14 protein-coding genes and 1 other RNA gene are annotated in these 13,779 nt (G+C 73.1%); 14 read left to right on the plus strand and 1 reads right to left on the minus strand.

Translation table 11 applies throughout. From position 1 onward, the window contains the following. From HTZ82_RS29415 to HTZ82_RS29435, 5 genes are all read left to right on the plus strand, one after another. Positions 1 to 1,024: S41 family peptidase (locus HTZ82_RS29415; RefSeq protein ID WP_175412435.1), on the plus strand; the 1,024-nt coding region annotated here is incomplete at its 5' end. A gap of 18 nt (positions 1,025 to 1,042) precedes the next feature. Next, positions 1,043 to 1,522: an SsrA-binding protein SmpB gene (smpB, locus tag HTZ82_RS29420; RefSeq protein ID WP_175412436.1), complete on the plus strand. Its 480-nt coding sequence runs from the start codon at positions 1,043 to 1,045 to the stop codon at positions 1,520 to 1,522. Positions 1,523 to 1,636: 114 nt separating this feature from the next. After that, positions 1,637 to 2,006, plus strand: a transfer-messenger RNA (tmRNA) gene (gene ssrA, locus HTZ82_RS29425). 163 nt (positions 2,007 to 2,169) lie between these two features. Continuing rightward, positions 2,170 to 2,520, plus strand: a complete 351-nt coding sequence (locus HTZ82_RS29430) for a DUF6247 family protein (protein ID WP_254712204.1) — start codon at positions 2,170 to 2,172, stop codon at positions 2,518 to 2,520. Further along, on the plus strand, positions 2,517 to 2,780 hold the full coding sequence (locus HTZ82_RS29435; RefSeq protein WP_175412437.1) for a hypothetical protein: 264 nt from the start codon (positions 2,517 to 2,519) through the stop codon (positions 2,778 to 2,780). The genes HTZ82_RS29430 and HTZ82_RS29435 overlap by 4 nt, the downstream gene beginning before the upstream one ends. A gap of 52 nt (positions 2,781 to 2,832) precedes the next feature. Here HTZ82_RS29435 and HTZ82_RS29440 read toward each other — a convergent pair whose 3' ends face one another. Continuing rightward, positions 2,833 to 4,146 carry an MFS transporter gene (locus HTZ82_RS29440; RefSeq protein WP_175412438.1) on the minus strand — a complete coding sequence of 438 codons (1,314 nt, stop codon included), beginning with the start codon at positions 4,144 to 4,146 and terminating at the stop codon, positions 2,833 to 2,835. An 83-nt stretch (positions 4,147 to 4,229) separates the two neighbouring features. On the opposite strand from HTZ82_RS29440, the gene HTZ82_RS29445 reads away from it, so the two are divergent. The 9 genes from HTZ82_RS29445 to HTZ82_RS29485 all read left to right on the plus strand — a co-directional run bounded on the left by HTZ82_RS29445 (position 4,230) and on the right by HTZ82_RS29485 (position 13,656). Then, positions 4,230 to 5,198 carry a LysR family transcriptional regulator gene (locus HTZ82_RS29445; RefSeq protein ID WP_175412439.1) on the plus strand — a complete coding sequence of 323 codons (969 nt, stop codon included), beginning with the start codon at positions 4,230 to 4,232 and terminating at the stop codon, positions 5,196 to 5,198. Between the two features lie 204 nt (positions 5,199 to 5,402). Continuing rightward, positions 5,403 to 6,758 carry a nitrate/nitrite transporter gene (locus tag HTZ82_RS29450; protein ID WP_175412450.1) on the plus strand — a complete coding sequence of 452 codons (1,356 nt, stop codon included), beginning with the start codon at positions 5,403 to 5,405 and terminating at the stop codon, positions 6,756 to 6,758. Positions 6,759 to 6,833: 75 nt separating this feature from the next. Next, a complete protein-coding gene (locus tag HTZ82_RS29455) occupies positions 6,834 to 8,039 on the plus strand; it encodes a uroporphyrinogen-III synthase (RefSeq protein ID WP_175412440.1) in 1,206 nt (401 codons plus the stop codon). A 228-nt stretch (positions 8,040 to 8,267) separates the two neighbouring features. Next, entirely contained in the window at positions 8,268 to 8,843 is a 576-nt protein-coding gene (locus tag HTZ82_RS29460) for an ABATE domain-containing protein (protein WP_175412441.1), read from the plus strand. Between the two features lie 109 nt (positions 8,844 to 8,952). Further along, complete coding sequence (locus tag HTZ82_RS29465) at positions 8,953 to 9,507, plus strand: sigma-70 family RNA polymerase sigma factor (protein WP_217624727.1); 555 nt, start codon at positions 8,953 to 8,955, stop codon at positions 9,505 to 9,507. Beyond that, positions 9,504 to 10,379, plus strand: a complete 876-nt coding sequence (locus tag HTZ82_RS29470) for an anti-sigma factor (protein ID WP_175412443.1) — start codon at positions 9,504 to 9,506, stop codon at positions 10,377 to 10,379. Before HTZ82_RS29465 ends, HTZ82_RS29470 begins: the two co-directional genes overlap by 4 nt. A 42-nt stretch (positions 10,380 to 10,421) precedes the next feature. Beyond that, the gene (locus HTZ82_RS29475) at positions 10,422 to 10,742 is read left to right on the plus strand and encodes a multidrug efflux SMR transporter (RefSeq protein WP_175412444.1); all 321 of its coding nucleotides are present in this window, start codon (positions 10,422 to 10,424) and stop codon (positions 10,740 to 10,742) included. Continuing rightward, entirely contained in the window at positions 10,742 to 11,296 is a 555-nt protein-coding gene (locus tag HTZ82_RS29480; protein ID WP_175412445.1) for a TetR/AcrR family transcriptional regulator, read from the plus strand. The genes HTZ82_RS29475 and HTZ82_RS29480 overlap by 1 nt, the downstream gene beginning before the upstream one ends. 83 nt (positions 11,297 to 11,379) lie before the next feature. Then, the gene (locus HTZ82_RS29485) at positions 11,380 to 13,656 is read left to right on the plus strand and encodes a UvrD-helicase domain-containing protein (RefSeq protein WP_175412446.1); all 2,277 of its coding nucleotides are present in this window, start codon (positions 11,380 to 11,382) and stop codon (positions 13,654 to 13,656) included. Positions 13,657 to 13,779 lie beyond the last annotated feature (123 nt).

Below are 13,779 nucleotides of genomic sequence, written 5' to 3' on the forward strand. Positions count from 1 at the left end.
GGTCCGGGCGGCGGCCGAGGCGCTGGCGGACGGCAGGTCCGGGGCGCAGGCCGCCGAGGAGGTCGTCAGCCGCAGCGGCGACCGCTGGGGCGCGGTCTACGACCGGGGCGAGTACGAGGAGTTCCAGCGCGCCCTCGACGGGGCGTACACCGGCGTCGGGCTCTGGTCCCGGCGTACCGCCGACGGGCACATCGAGGTGGCCCGCGTCCAGTCCGGCGGCCCCGCCGACCGCGCCGGCATCCGCCCCGGCGACCGCCTCCGCACCGTCGACGGACGCCCCGTCGCCGGCCGCTCCGGCTCGGAGGTGGCCGCCCTGCTGCGCGGCGAAGGCGACGGCACCGGCACCGGCACCGGCGGCGACAGCGCGGACGCGGCCGCCGGGACGCCCGTCGTGCTCGGCCTCCGGCGCGGCGCCCGCGACTGGACGCTGACCCTGCGCCGCGCCACGCTCGCCACCGAGGCGGTCACCGTGCACCGGCTGGGCGGCGACGCCGTACTGATCCGCGTCACCGCGTTCACGCGCGGCAGCGGCGACCTCGTACGGGAGGCGGTACGGGACGCGCCGGACGGCGCGGGCGTCCTGCTCGACCTGCGCGGCAACGGCGGCGGCCTGGTCACCGAGGCCGTCGACGCGGCGTCCGCGTTCCTCGACGGCGGGCTCGTCGCCACGTACGACGTCCACGGCGACGAGAAGGCCCTGTACGCGGAGCCGGGCGGCGACACCGGCAGACCCCTCGTCGCGCTCGTCGACGGCGGCACCATGAGCGCCGCCGAGCTGCTCACCGGCGCCCTCAAGGACCGTGGCCGGGCCGTCACCGTCGGCTCCCGCACCTTCGGCAAGGGCGCCGTCCAGATGCCCAGCCGGCTCCCGGACGGCTCCGTCGCCGAGCTCACCGTCGGCCACTACCGCACCCCGGCGGGCCTGCGCGTCGACGGCCGGGGCATCACGCCCGACGTCCCGGCCGCGCACCGCGCCGAGGAGCGGGCCCGTACGGTATTGAGTGGCCTCGGGGGCGGGGCGTAGTGCGAAAATGACAGCACTATGGCAAAGGAAAAAGGGCGCAAGCTGATCGCGCAGAACAAGAAGGCGCGGCACGACTATCACATTCTGGACACCTACGAGTGCGGCCTCGTCCTGACCGGCACGGAGGTGAAGTCGCTGCGCCAGGGGCGGGCCTCGCTCGTGGACGGCTTCGTGCAGATCGACGGCCACGAGGCCTGGCTGCACAACGTGCACGTCCCGGAGTACAGCCAGGGCACCTGGACCAACCACTCAGCCCGGCGCAAGCGGAAGCTGCTGATGCACCGGGCCGAGATCGACAAGCTGGAGTCGAAGTCGCAGGAGACGGGTCACACGGTCGTGCCCCTCGCCCTGTACTTCAAGGACGGCCGGGCCAAGGTCGAGATCGCGCTGGCCAAGGGCAAGAAGGAGTACGACAAGCGGCAGACCCTGCGCGAGAAGCAGGACCGCCGCGAGGCCGAGCGGGCGATCTCCGCGGTGAAGCGACGCCAGCGGGCGTGAGGCGGGTCACGGGGCCCGGGAAATAAGCTGGCACCGTCCCGCGTTGGTCACGTACGATGGCACCTGCCCCGCACGGCAGGGGCTTGCCCCTCCGGGGGTTTGAAAAATCAACATGGGGATGATCGGTTTCGACAGCGGCTGTCGAAGCAGGGGAAGCGTGTCGAGGAAGCGGCAATGATCTCGTAAACCATATGTCGCAACCAATAATCGCCAACACCAAGCGCGATTCCTTCGCCCTCGCTGCCTAAGTAGCGACTCGCGAAGTGTCAGCCCGGGGCTGTTCCCGACCCGGATCCTGGCATCAGCTAGGGAACTAAACTTCTGAGCCCGGTCACGGGGCCCAGAAGGAAATCAAACAGTGACTGAGCCCGTCGGAGACTTGTCCGCGTGATCTCCGGGGCCGAGAAAAGCGCAGCGGACTGCACACGGAGAAGCCCTGGTTCCGCACCGTTGGACGCGGGTTCGATTCCCGCCATCTCCACCATCCCTGGACAGGGCCCTGACCTGCGGCGGAAGCCGTGGGCCAGGGCCCTGTCGCATGTCGCGGTGCGGACTGCGCAGCGCACATCGGTTGTGAGGGGCGCGGGCGGGCGGTGGAATCGGTACCGTCGTTGGCCGGACCAGCCTGCAACCCGAAGGACTCGCACATGACCGCCCACAGCGCAGAACCGGAGTTCGAGCCGCTGATCCCCATGCCGCCCCTCACGCCTGAGGCATTGCGTACCGCGGTCGAGAGACTGACACCGACCCGTGTGCAGGCGTTCGTGCAGGACCTTGTCGAAGCGACGACCAACGCCCAGCAGACGCAGTCACTCGCACCGCTGCGGACCTTCGTCCACACGTGGGGTGTGTTCGTGGCGATCCAGCGATACCCGTCCCGTGCCGCACGGCTGAGCCACTTGGAAGAGGTGATCAGCATGGGCGTGGAGGACCCGACGGACGCCATCACCGAGATCAGGAAGATCCACGCCAAGGCGGAGGCCGAGGCGGGCCTGTGAACGACTGGAAGTGGGACTACAACCCGAGCGAGGAATACCTGATCGCCGGACTTCCCGTCGGTGTGGTGGCCGAGGTCGAGCGGATCGCCACTGAACTCGCCGCCCTCGGGCGTGACGCCGAGACAGCGGGCAGCAGGCCGGAGGAGAAGCCGGGTGGCTTGAGAAACTTCCCGATCCTCGGCGGACGCGGCTTCATCCAGTTCCTTGCCGTCCCCCGCCATGAATGCGTCTACATCTGCAACATCGTCTGGAACGCGTGACATCCTGCCGCCGGAGTCCCCACACGAGAGCGGCCACTGGCGGGTGCCTCCGTCAGCGGGTCGGTTGACGGAAGCCGATCACAGCCAGGGAAAGGGCCAGCGCGGCTGCGGCCGCCGGGAGGGCGTACGCCGTGGCCGGGCCCGCGCGTTCCACGAGCCAGCCGCCCGCCGCCGCGCCCGTCGAGACACCGGCGAGCAGCGCGGTCACCGCCAGGGTCATGCCCTCGTTGAGCTGCCCGGGCGGCGTCAGCCGCTGGACCAGCGTCATCCCCGTGACCATCGTCGGGGCGGTCGCCATGCCCGCCAGGAGCAGCGCGCCCGCCAGCGCGAGCAGCGAACCGGTGCCCGCGGCCAGGAGCGGCAGCGCCATCAGGACGGCCAGCGCGGCCAGGCACACCGGCAGTCGGCGCCGCACGTCCCGGGCCGGGCGCACCGATCCGTACGCGAGGCCCGCCAGGAACGAGCCCAGCGCCTGGAGTGCCATCACCGGGCCCGCCATCGGGCCGTCGATGAACGCCAGCGTGACGATCTCCATGGAGCCGAAGATCGCGCCCGTCGCCAGGAACACCGCCAGCAGCGGCGGCACACCCGCCGTACGGAGCGGTGACCGCGTCGGCGGGGCGCCGGCCGCCCGGGGCGCGACGGGCGGTTCCGTGCCGCGCTGCGCGGCGAACAGCAGCATGCCGGTCAGCAGCAGTACGGCACCGATGAGCGTGCCCGCCTCCGGGAACAGCGCGGCGCACAGGAACGCGGCGATCACCGGTCCGGTCATGAAGCACAGCTCGTCCGCCGCCTGCTCGAAGGCGTTCGCGGTGTGCACGGCCGCCGGGTCGTCGCGGTACAGGTGCGCCCAGCGGGCGCGGGACATGCCGCCGGTGTTCGGCGTCGTCGCGGTCGCGGCGTACGCGGCGAACAGCGTCCAGTCCGGTGCGCCGTAGTGGACGCACAGCAGCAGGGCCAGCGAGCCCAGTACGGCCACGACCGTGGCGGGCACCGCGACGCGCGCCTGCCCGTACCGGTCGATCAGCCGGGCCGTGAACGGCGCGACCACGGCGGTGGCCGCCAGGCCCGTCGCGGTGACGGCCCCGGCGAGCGCGTACGAACCCCGCGAACCGGCGATCATGATGATCGCGCTCACGGTGAACATGCCCATCGGCAGCCGGGCGATCAGATTGCCTGCCGTGAAGGCGCGCGTGCCGGGCAGGGAGAACAGCCGCAGGTACGGGTTGCGGGGGAGGGGACGCGGAAGCGATGGCCCGGGCTCGGCGTAGCGGGGGGCCAGGACCAGGGACTCGGCGGTCAGGGCAGGGGAGAGGGAAGGCGAAGGGGCAGGGGCAGGGGCGGGGGTCGTCGTGGACTGCGGCATGCCTCAAAGATCGCCGCGCGTGCCCTCTGCGGTCCAACACCTGATCAGAGGTGATTGACGCACTTCTGTTGTAAGTTCCGGGGGTGCCCCACGACCTCGACCCGCGCCTCCTGCGCGCCTTCGCCGCCGTCGCCGACGAGCTGCACTTCACGCGCGCCGCCGCCCGCCTGTACGTCGCCCAGCAGGCGCTCAGCCGGGACATCCGCCGCCTGGAGCGGGAGCTCGGCACCGAGCTGTTCGTCCGCACGACACGGCAGGTGACGCTCACGCCGGACGGCGAGCGGCTCCGCCCGTACGCGCAGACCGTGCTCGCCGCGTACGACGAGCTGGCCGCCGCCTTCGCCGGTGCCGGGCCCCGCCCGCTGCTCGTGGACCTCAACTCGCCGGGCATGTGCACCGCCCGCGTCCTCGACCGGGCCCGCGAGCTGGTGCCGGACTGCGAACTGATGGCCCGCTTCGAGAGCGGACTGACCGGAGCGGCCGCCGAGATCCTCGCCGGCCGCCTGGACGCCTCCTTCGGCCGGGTCGCCGGCCTCGACCCCGCCGTCCGCGCCCGGCTCGCCTGGCAGCCCGTACGGTACGAGCGGATGGCCGTGGTCCTCCCGGACGACCATCCGCTCGCGGGCCGTGACACCGTCGAGCTGGCCGCGCTCGCGGGCGAGGCCGTGTACGCGGGCGCCGGGAACCCGCGTACCCCGGAGTGGACCGGCCTCGCCGCCGAACTGTTCGCGGGGCGCGGCATCCGCGTCGCGCCGCCCGCGCCGCTCGCGGTCGGCAAGGAGGAGTTCCGGCGGGTCATGGCCAAGACCCGTACCCCCGTGCTCGCCGTGGTCGACTTCCCGGCCATGCCCGGTGCCGTCCTGCGGCCCCTCGTCGACCCCGTACCGCTGTCACCGCTGGCGCTGGTGTGGCGCAAGGGGCTGAAGCATCCGGGGCTCGACGCCCTGCGCACCGCCGCCGCCGAGCTGGCCGCGCGCGAGAACTGGCTGGCCGTACCGGACGGCGCCTGGCTCCCGGAGCCCGACGCGGCCCTGATGCGCGGCCCCGCCTGACCGCCGCCGGCGTTCCGGCGCTCACACGCCCACACGCCCACACGCCCACACGCTCACACACGGACCGCGCGCCGCTGTGAGAGCAAGGTTTCAGGCCGGTCACCTCGGATGACCGGCCTGAAACGCGCCCTCCCTAGCGTCAGCACCTGACGGGTTCAGGGCTTGACCGGCAGCACACACCGGAGGTGCGCGATGGGTGGACCGATTGGCGGACGGTGGATCCAGCAATGGGATCCCGAGAACGAGACCTTCTGGAAGGAGAAGGGTGAGCGGATCGCCAACCGCAATCTGCTCTTCTCGGTGATCTCCGAGCACATCGGGTTCTCCATCTGGTCCCTGTGGTCGGTGATGGTCCTCTTCATGGGCCCGGAGTACGGCATCGACCCGGCCGGGAAGTTCTTCCTGATCGCCGTCGCGACGCTGGTCGGCGCGGTCATCCGCGTGCCGTACACCTTCGCCGTGGCCCGGTTCGGCGGCCGCAACTGGACGATCTTCAGCGCGCTGCTCCTGCTGCTGCCGACGGGCGCCGCGTTCGCGGTGATGGAGCCCGGCACGTCGTACACGACCTTCATGATCGTGGCGGCGCTCACCGGAGTCGGCGGCGGCAACTTCGCCTCGTCGATGACGAACATCAACGCCTTCTTCCCGCTCCACAGGAAGGGCTGGGCCCTCGGCCTCAACGCGGGCGGCGGCAACATCGGCGTACCGGTCGTCCAGCTCGTCGGCCTCGCTGTCATCGGCACCGCGGGCGCCGCGCACCCGCGCGTCGTCCTCGGCATCTACCTCCCGCTGATCGTCGCCGCCGCCGTGTGCGCCGCGCTGTTCATGGACAACCTCGCGCCCGTGAAGAACGACACCGGCGCCGCCAAGGACGCCGTGCGCGAGGGACACACCTGGATCATGTCGTTCCTGTACGTCGGCACGTTCGGGTCGTTCATCGGCTACAGCTTCGCCTTCGGCCTGGTCCTCACGACCCAGTTCGGGCGCACCCCGCTCCAGGCGGCGTCGCTCACCTTCATCGGCCCGCTGCTCGGCTCGCTCATCCGGCCCGTCGGCGGTTCGCTCGCCGACAAGTACGGCGGCGCCCGCATCACCCTGTGGAACTTCGTCGCCATGGCGGCCGCGACCGGGGTCGTCGTCTTCGCCTCGGTCATCTCGTCGCTGGCCGTCTTCCTCGTCGGCTTCATCGCCCTGTTCATCCTGACCGGGCTCGGCAACGGCTCCACGTACAAGATGATCCCGGCCATCTTCAAGGCGAAGGCGTACGCGTCGGGGCTGAGGGGCGAGGCGGCCGACGCGTACGGGCGGCGGCTCTCCGGCGCCTCGATGGGCCTGATCGGCGCGGTCGGCGCCATCGGCGGCCTCGGTATCAACCTCGCCTTCCGGCAGTCGTTCCAGACCGCGGGCACCGGCACCGCCGCCTTCGTCGCCTTCCTCCTCTTCTACGCGGCGTGCATCGCCGTGACCTGGGCGGTATACCTTCGCCGCCCGGCCCCCGCCCCGGTCGAGCCCGTGGAAGCGCCCACGGCCCAGCGGAAGCTCAGCTACTCCGAGGTGTGAGCGGGCGTGGTACGTAACGGCGGGGAAACGCGCGTGAACCCGGTCTGTCACGCACCCTTGCCACCCTCGGGTGCCATGCACGAGCAGCAGGATCAGCAGCAGGAGCGGCGGCCTGAGCAGCGGCCGGAGCGGCACCGGGAGCAGGCGCCGGAGCACGGCCCGCTCGCGGGCTTCACGGTCGGCGTCACGGCGGCCCGCCGCGCCGACGAGCTGGGCGCGCTCCTCCAGCGCCGGGGCGCGGCGGTCGTCCACGCCCCGGCGCTGCGCATCGTGCCGCTCGCCGACGACGCGGAGCTCCTCGACGCCACCGAGGCCCTCGTCACCCGGCCGCCGGACATCGTCGTCGCCACCACGGCGATCGGGTTCCGCGGCTGGGTGGAGGCCGCCGACGGGTGGGGCCACGGCGAGGAGCTCCTCGCCGTCCTGCGCGGGGTGCGGCTGCTCGCCCGCGGCCCGAAGGTGAAGGGCGCGGTGCGCGCGGCGGGCCTCACCGAGGAGTGGTCGCCCGCCACCGAGTCCATGGCCGAGGTCCTGGACCGGCTCCTCGGCCAGGGCGTGGCCGGACTCCGTATCGCCCTCCAGCTCCACGGTGAACCGCTCCCGGGCTTCGTGGAGGCCCTGGACGACGCCGGGGCGGACGTGGTCGTCGTACCGGTCTACCGGTGGATGCCGCCCGAGGACCAGGCGCCGCTGGACCGGCTCATCGACGCGGCCGTGGCCCGCTCCCTGGACGCGGTGACCTTCACCAGCGCGCCCGCCGCCGCGTCGCTGCTCTCCCGCGCCGAGCACCGGGGCCTGCGCGACGAACTGCTGGACGCGCTGCGCCACGACGTGCTGCCCGCCTGCGTCGGCCCGGTCACCGCGGTGCCGCTCCAGTCCCGGGGCATCGACACCGTGCAGCCGGGCCGCTTCCGGCTCGGGCCCCTGGTGCAGCTGCTGTGCCAGGAGCTCCCGGGCCGCGCCCGCACCCTGCCGGTCGCGGGGCGGCGCATCGAGATCCGGGGGCACGCCGTTCTGGTGGACGGCGAGCTGCGGCCCGTACCGCCGGCCGGGATGTCGCTCCTGCACACCCTGGCGCGGCGGCCCGGCTGGGTCGTCTCGCGCGCCGACCTGCTGCGCGCCCTGCCGGGTGCCGGGCGTGACGAGCACGCGGTGGAGACGGCGATGGCCCGCCTCCGCTCGGCCCTCGGCGCGCCCAAGCTGATCCAGACGGTCGTCAAGCGCGGCTACCGCCTGGCCCTGGACCCGACGGCGGAACCGGCGTACGCGGCGGAGGCGTAGGGATCCCACGGCGTAGGGGGCCCACGGCGTAGGGGGCCCACGGCGTAGGGGGCCCACGGCGTAGGGGGCCCCACGGCGTCCCGATGGGTCCGACATTCCGCCACCGCGGCGGACGGGGTTCCGGTGACCGGCGTGGGCGTGCACTCTGAGGGGCACAGCAGAGACAGCACGACACGCGGTGGCGCAGCCACACCAGGCCGGTGGTGACCCCGAGGCGGTGACGCGCACATGGGCGGCGAGCGGCGGTTCGACCCCGGGCGGTGCTGCCTGGACCTGATGGCGGAGCCCCCGGTGCGTCCGGAGCGGCTCGCCCGCTGGCTCACCGCCTGCGGCCTGGTGCCGGCCGGGACGCCGCTGCCCGCGGTCGACTGCCGCTGGGTGGAGCGCTTCGCGGAACTCCGCGTCCACATCGACGTACTCGTACGGGCCGAACTCGCCCCGCCCGCAGGGGACCTGGCCGCGTCCCTGCACCGCCTGAACGCCCTGGCGGCCGAGGCCGCGCCGCCCGCTCCCCGGGCGGTACGGACCGACGACGGCTGTCTCGTACGGGAGTTGGGGGCGCCGCCCGAGTGCGCCGCGCTCCTCGCCGCGCTGGCGCGGGACGCCGTCGACCTGCTGACCGACCCGGCGGCGCGGGCCCGGCTGCGGCAGTGCGCGGGCGACCACTGCCACCGCGTCTACCTGGACACCTCCCGTGGCGGGCGGCGCCGTTGGTGCTCCAGCGCGACGTGCGGCAACAGGGAACGGGTGGCGCGGCACAGGGCCCGTGTCGCGGGGTCCCGGGAAAAATCCCGGACGCGTTGAGACAACCGGAACGGATCTCCGTAGTGAAGGGGGCAAGGAGCAGGACGGGGACTCGACCGGGGAGGTTCAGGTGCGCAAGGATGCCGCCGTGGCCGATGACCGTCGGGGGATGCATCGGGCCCGGCATCGCGCGGCGGCGCGGCACGTCAACGGCCCTGTCCCGGACGAGGAGTTGATGAGGTCGCTCTACCGTGAGCACGCCGGACCGCTGCTCGCCTACGTGCTCCGCCTCGTCGCCGGCGACCGCCAGCGCGCCGAGGACGTCGTACAGGAGACGCTCATCCGTGCCTGGAAGAACGCCGGTCAGCTCAACCGGGCCACCGGCTCCGTCAGACCCTGGCTGGTGACGGTCGCCCGCCGCATCGTCATCGACGCCCACCGCAGCCGGCAGGCCCGGCCGCAGGAGGTCGATCCGTCGCCGCTGGAGGTCATGCCCGCGGAGGACGAGATCGACAAGGCGCTGTGGCTCATGACGTTGTCCGACGCCCTCGACGATTTGACCCCGGCCCACCGGGAAGTTCTGATCGAGACGTATTTCAAAGGGCGTACGGTCAACGAGGCCGCCCAAACGCTCGGCATACCCAGCGGGACGGTCCGGTCCCGTGTGTTCTACGCACTGCGCTCGATGAAGCTGGCTCTGGAGGAGAGGGGGGTATCGGCATGACGACGCCCGACTACGGCTACGGCCCAGGCGCCTCCGGCCCGGGTCCGGGCCCGGGTCCGGGTTCGGGTTCGGGTCCTGGCCAGGGTCCGGGTCCCGGATCCGGCGACGGGGCGACGCCGCACGACGCCGTCGGGGCGTACGTGCTCGGTGTCCTCGACGACGCGGACGCCACCGCCTTCGAGGCCCACCTCGCCGGCTGCGGGCTGTGCGCGGCCCGGCTGGACGAACTGTCGGGCATGGAGCCGATGCTGGCCCTGCTGGCGGAGGGCAGGCCCCCTGTGAAGATCATGACCCCGCCCCCCTCCGCGGCGCCGTCGCTCGCCGCCGACCCGCCGCTCCTGGACCGCCTGGTGGACCAGGTGACCGTCCATCGCGCCCGCCGCCGCCGGCGCGGCCGCTACCTGCTGGCGGCGGCGGCCGCCCTGATCATCACGGGCCCGGCCGTCGCGGTGGCCGCCCTGTCGGGCGACGACCGCACGAACCAGGCGGCGCCCCCGCGGCCGACGAGCCCGGCGGGGGCGGCGGTCCTCGCGGACATGGGCGAGAAGGTGCGGGCGACGGACGCGAAGACGAAGGTGAGCGCGACGGTCGGCCTGGAGAAGAAGGCCTGGGGCACCGACATGGTCCTGGAACTCAAGAACGTCAAGGGCCCCTTGAAGTGCAACCTCATCGCGGTCTCCAAGACGGGCGAGGAGGAGGTCGTGACGTCCTGGGCGGTCCCGGCGTGGGGCTACGGCATCGAGAACAGCCCCGACGAGATGTCCCGGAAACCCCTGTACGTCCACGGGGGCGCGGCGATGCCCCGCGACGACATCGACCACTTCGAGGTCCGCACGTTCGAAGGCACCCCCCTGGTGAAGGTGGGCGCCTAGCGTTGTGTACGGGCGTACATATCCATGTGTACGCTCGTACACATGGGATACGGACTGCTGGCCGCGGCCATCGCGGCGGAGGTGGCCGGGACGACGGCCATGAAGTACAGCGAGGGCTTCAGCAGGCTGTGGCCCTCGCTCGGCACGCTCGCCGGGTATCTCATCGCCTTCGCGCTGCTCGCCCAGACCCTGAAGACGATGCAGGTCGGCACCGCGTACGCGATCTGGGCCGGGGCGGGCACCGCGGCCGTCGCCGCGATCGGGATCCTCTTCCTCGGCGAGCCGGCCGGCCTCGCCAAGCTGGCGGGGATCGCCTTCGTGATCCTCGGTGTCGTGCTGCTCAACCTCGGAGGGGCGCACTGATGGCGGCGGCACGGCGGTACGACCCCGAGCGGCGGCAGCGGATCGTCGACGCCGCGATCCGGGTGGTGGGGCGCTCCGGCATCGCCGGGCTCAGCCACCGCGCCGTCGCGGCGGAGGCGGATGTGCCGCTCGGCTCCACCACGTACCACTTCAAGACCCTCGACGACCTCCTCGTGGCCGCCCTCCGCCAGGCCAACGAGGGCTTCGCCAAGGTCGTACGCGCACACGGCGGCGCCCTCGCCGACCCCGACCGCGACCTCGCCGCCGAACTGGCCCGGCTGACCGGCGGCTGGCTCGACGGCGACCGCACCGGCGCGGAACTGGAGTACGAGCTCTACCTCGCCGCCCTGCGCCGCCCGGCCCTGCGCCCCGTCGCCGCCGAGTGGTGCGAGGAGGTCACGGCCCTCCTCGCCCACCGCACCGACCCCCGCACCGCCCGCACCCTGGTCGCCCTGCTCGACGGGATCTGCCTGCAGGTCCTGCTGACGGGCGCGGACTACGACGAGGAGTACACGCGGGACGCGCTCGCGCGGGTGATCAGGTCGGCCGGCTAGTGCTGTGCCGGCGCCGCGCCTGACAGGGGCGGAAACGTGGCGTACCCTCGACGGCTGCCCAGTGCACGTCAGAAGGGGGCCTCGTGGCCGCGCAGGAAGCCGTCGACTCGGTCCGGGACCGGGAGATCGGTGTCGAGCAGGAACACCTGGACCAGGTGTACCGCCGCCTCGAGGAGAAGATCCACGAGGCCGAGTTCCTCATGCACGACGCCGCCAAGCGCGGCCAGGTCGGCACCCCCGGCGCGCTCGCCGAGCGGGACGCCCAGGTGTTCCGCGCCGGGGTCCATCTGAACCGGCTCAACGCCGAGTTCGAGGACTTCCTGTTCGGGCGGATCGATCTTCTCCGAGGGAAGGACGGCAAGAAGGGCCCCGACGGCGCCTACACCTCCGTCGAGGCCGCCGACGACGCCGTACGCCCCGACAACACCGCCGAGATCGCCGAGACCCTGCACATCGGGCGGCTCGGGGTCCTCGACTCCGACTACTCGTCGCTCGTCATCGACTGGCGCGCCCCCGCCGCCGCGCCCTTCTACCGGGCCACGCCCGTCGACCCCGGCCGGGTCGTACGGAGAAGGGTCATCCGGTCGAAGGGGCGCCGCGTCCTCGGCGTCGAGGACGACCTCATGCGCCCCGAGCTCACCGCCACCCTCGACGGCGCCGAACTCCCTGCCATCGGCGACGGCGCCCTCATGGCCGCGCTCGGGCGCGCCCGCAGCCACACCATGCGGGACATCGTGTCGTCCATCCAGGCCGAGCAGGACCTCGTCATCCGGGCGCCCGCCGCCTCCGTGACGTACGTCGAAGGCGGGCCCGGCACCGGCAAGACCGCCGTCGCCCTGCACCGCGCCGCCTACCTGCTCTACCAGGACCGGCGGCGGTACTCCGGCGGGATCCTCATCGTGTCCCCGACGCCGCTCCTCGTCGCGTACACCGAGGGTGTCCTGCCCTCGCTCGGCGAGGAGGGACAGGTCGCCATCCGTGCCGTCGGCAGCCTCGTCGACGGTGTCGAGGCCACCGCGTACGACGAGCCCGCCGTCGCCCGCGTCAAGGGCTCGTCCCGGATGCTCAAGGTGCTGCGCAACGCCGCGCGCGGCGCCCTGGAGCTGGGCGACGCGCCCGACCGCCTCCGCGTCGTCGCCTTCGGGCGGCGCGTCGAGCTGGAGGCCGACGAGCTGCGGCGCATCCGGCACAGCGCGCTCGGCGGCACCGCCCCCGTCAACCTCCTGCGGCCCCGCGCCCGCCGGCTCGTCCTCGACGCCCTGTACGCGAAGACCGGCGCCGCCGCCCGCCAGACCGACCCCGAGCTGGCCGCCGAACTGCGCTCGTCCTTCGACGACGACATCACGTCCGAGGACTCCTTCACCGAGTTCCTCGACGCCTGGTGGCCCGAGCTCACGCCGCGCCGCGTCCTCGCCGCCATGGCCGACGAGAAGCGCCTCGGCCGCTGGGCCCGCCGCGTCCTCAACCCCGGCGAGGTACGCCGTGTCGCCCGCTCCCTGCGCCGCGACACGTACTCCGTCCACGACGTCGCCCTCCTCGACGAGCTCCAGACCCTCCTCGGCGCCCCCGCGCGCCCCCGCAGGAAGCGCGAGTACGACCCGCTGGACCAGCTCACCGGCCTGGAGGAGCTGATGCCCGTACGGGAGGAGTCGCAGCGCGAGCGCGCCGAGCGGCTGGCGCAGGAGCGCACCGAGTACGCCCACGTCATCGTCGACGAGGCCCAGGACCTCACGCCCATGCAGTGGCGCATGGTCGGCCGCCGCGGCCGCACCGCCACCTGGACCGTCGTCGGCGACCCCGCCCAGTCGTCCTGGTCCGTCCCGGACGAGGCCGCCGAGGCCCGCGACGAGGCCCTCGGCACCCGCCCCCGCCGCCGCTTCACGCTCACCGTGAACTACCGCAACCCCGCCGAGATCGCCGAACTGGCCGGCAAGGTCCTGGCCCTCGCCATGCCGGGCGCCGAGTCCCCGCGCGCCGTGCGCTCCACGGGCGTGGAGCCCCGTTTCGTCCGCGTGGACCACCAGGACCTCGCCGCGGTCGTACGGGACGAGGCGCGCCGCCTCCTGGACCTCGTGGACGGCACCGTGGGCGTCGTCGTCGCCATGAACCGCCGCGAGCAGGCGGCCGGCTGGCTCGCGGAGCTCGGCGACCGTGTCGTCGCCCTCGGCAGCCTGGAGGCGAAGGGCCTGGAGTACGACGCGACCGTCGTCGTGTCCCCGGCCGAGATCGCCGACGAGTCACCCGCCGGGCTGCGGGTGCTGTACGTGGCGCTGACCCGTGCGACGCAGCAACTCACCGTGGTGTCGGGCCGCCGCGACGAGCCGGACGCCCGGGGTGTCCCGGACCTCCTCCGGGACTGAGCCCGGTTTGTTAGCCTGGGTACGGCACCGGCTCGATCCAAGCCCCCGGGCCCAACCTTCGTCGCTTCGAGCGACCACTTGCCGCGAGGCGAGCATGGCGGGCCGGTGTCGTCAACGTACGGA

The organism is Streptomyces sp. TRM64462 (assembly GCF_013362995.1).
Classification (GTDB): Bacteria; Actinomycetota; Actinomycetes; order Streptomycetales; family Streptomycetaceae; genus Streptomyces.

Coding starts and splice junctions, on each gene's coding strand:
- HTZ82_RS29470 (WP_175412443.1), top strand. CDS start 9,504: ATGACGACGCCCGACTACGGCTACGGCCCAGGCGCCTCCGGCCCGGGT.
- smpB (WP_175412436.1), top strand. CDS start 1,043: ATGGCAAAGGAAAAAGGGCGCAAGCTGATCGCGCAGAACAAGAAGGCG.
- HTZ82_RS29480 (WP_175412445.1), top strand. CDS start 10,742: ATGGCGGCGGCACGGCGGTACGACCCCGAGCGGCGGCAGCGGATCGTC.
- HTZ82_RS29440 (WP_175412438.1), bottom strand. CDS start 4,146: ATGCCGCAGTCCACGACGACCCCCGCCCCTGCCCCTGCCCCTTCGCCT.
- HTZ82_RS29430 (WP_254712204.1), top strand. CDS start 2,170: ATGACCGCCCACAGCGCAGAACCGGAGTTCGAGCCGCTGATCCCCATG.
- HTZ82_RS29460 (WP_175412441.1), top strand. CDS start 8,268: ATGGGCGGCGAGCGGCGGTTCGACCCCGGGCGGTGCTGCCTGGACCTG.
- HTZ82_RS29465 (WP_217624727.1), top strand. CDS start 8,953: ATGCATCGGGCCCGGCATCGCGCGGCGGCGCGGCACGTCAACGGCCCT.
- HTZ82_RS29455 (WP_175412440.1), top strand. CDS start 6,834: ATGCACGAGCAGCAGGATCAGCAGCAGGAGCGGCGGCCTGAGCAGCGG.
- HTZ82_RS29475 (WP_175412444.1), top strand. CDS start 10,422: ATGGGATACGGACTGCTGGCCGCGGCCATCGCGGCGGAGGTGGCCGGG.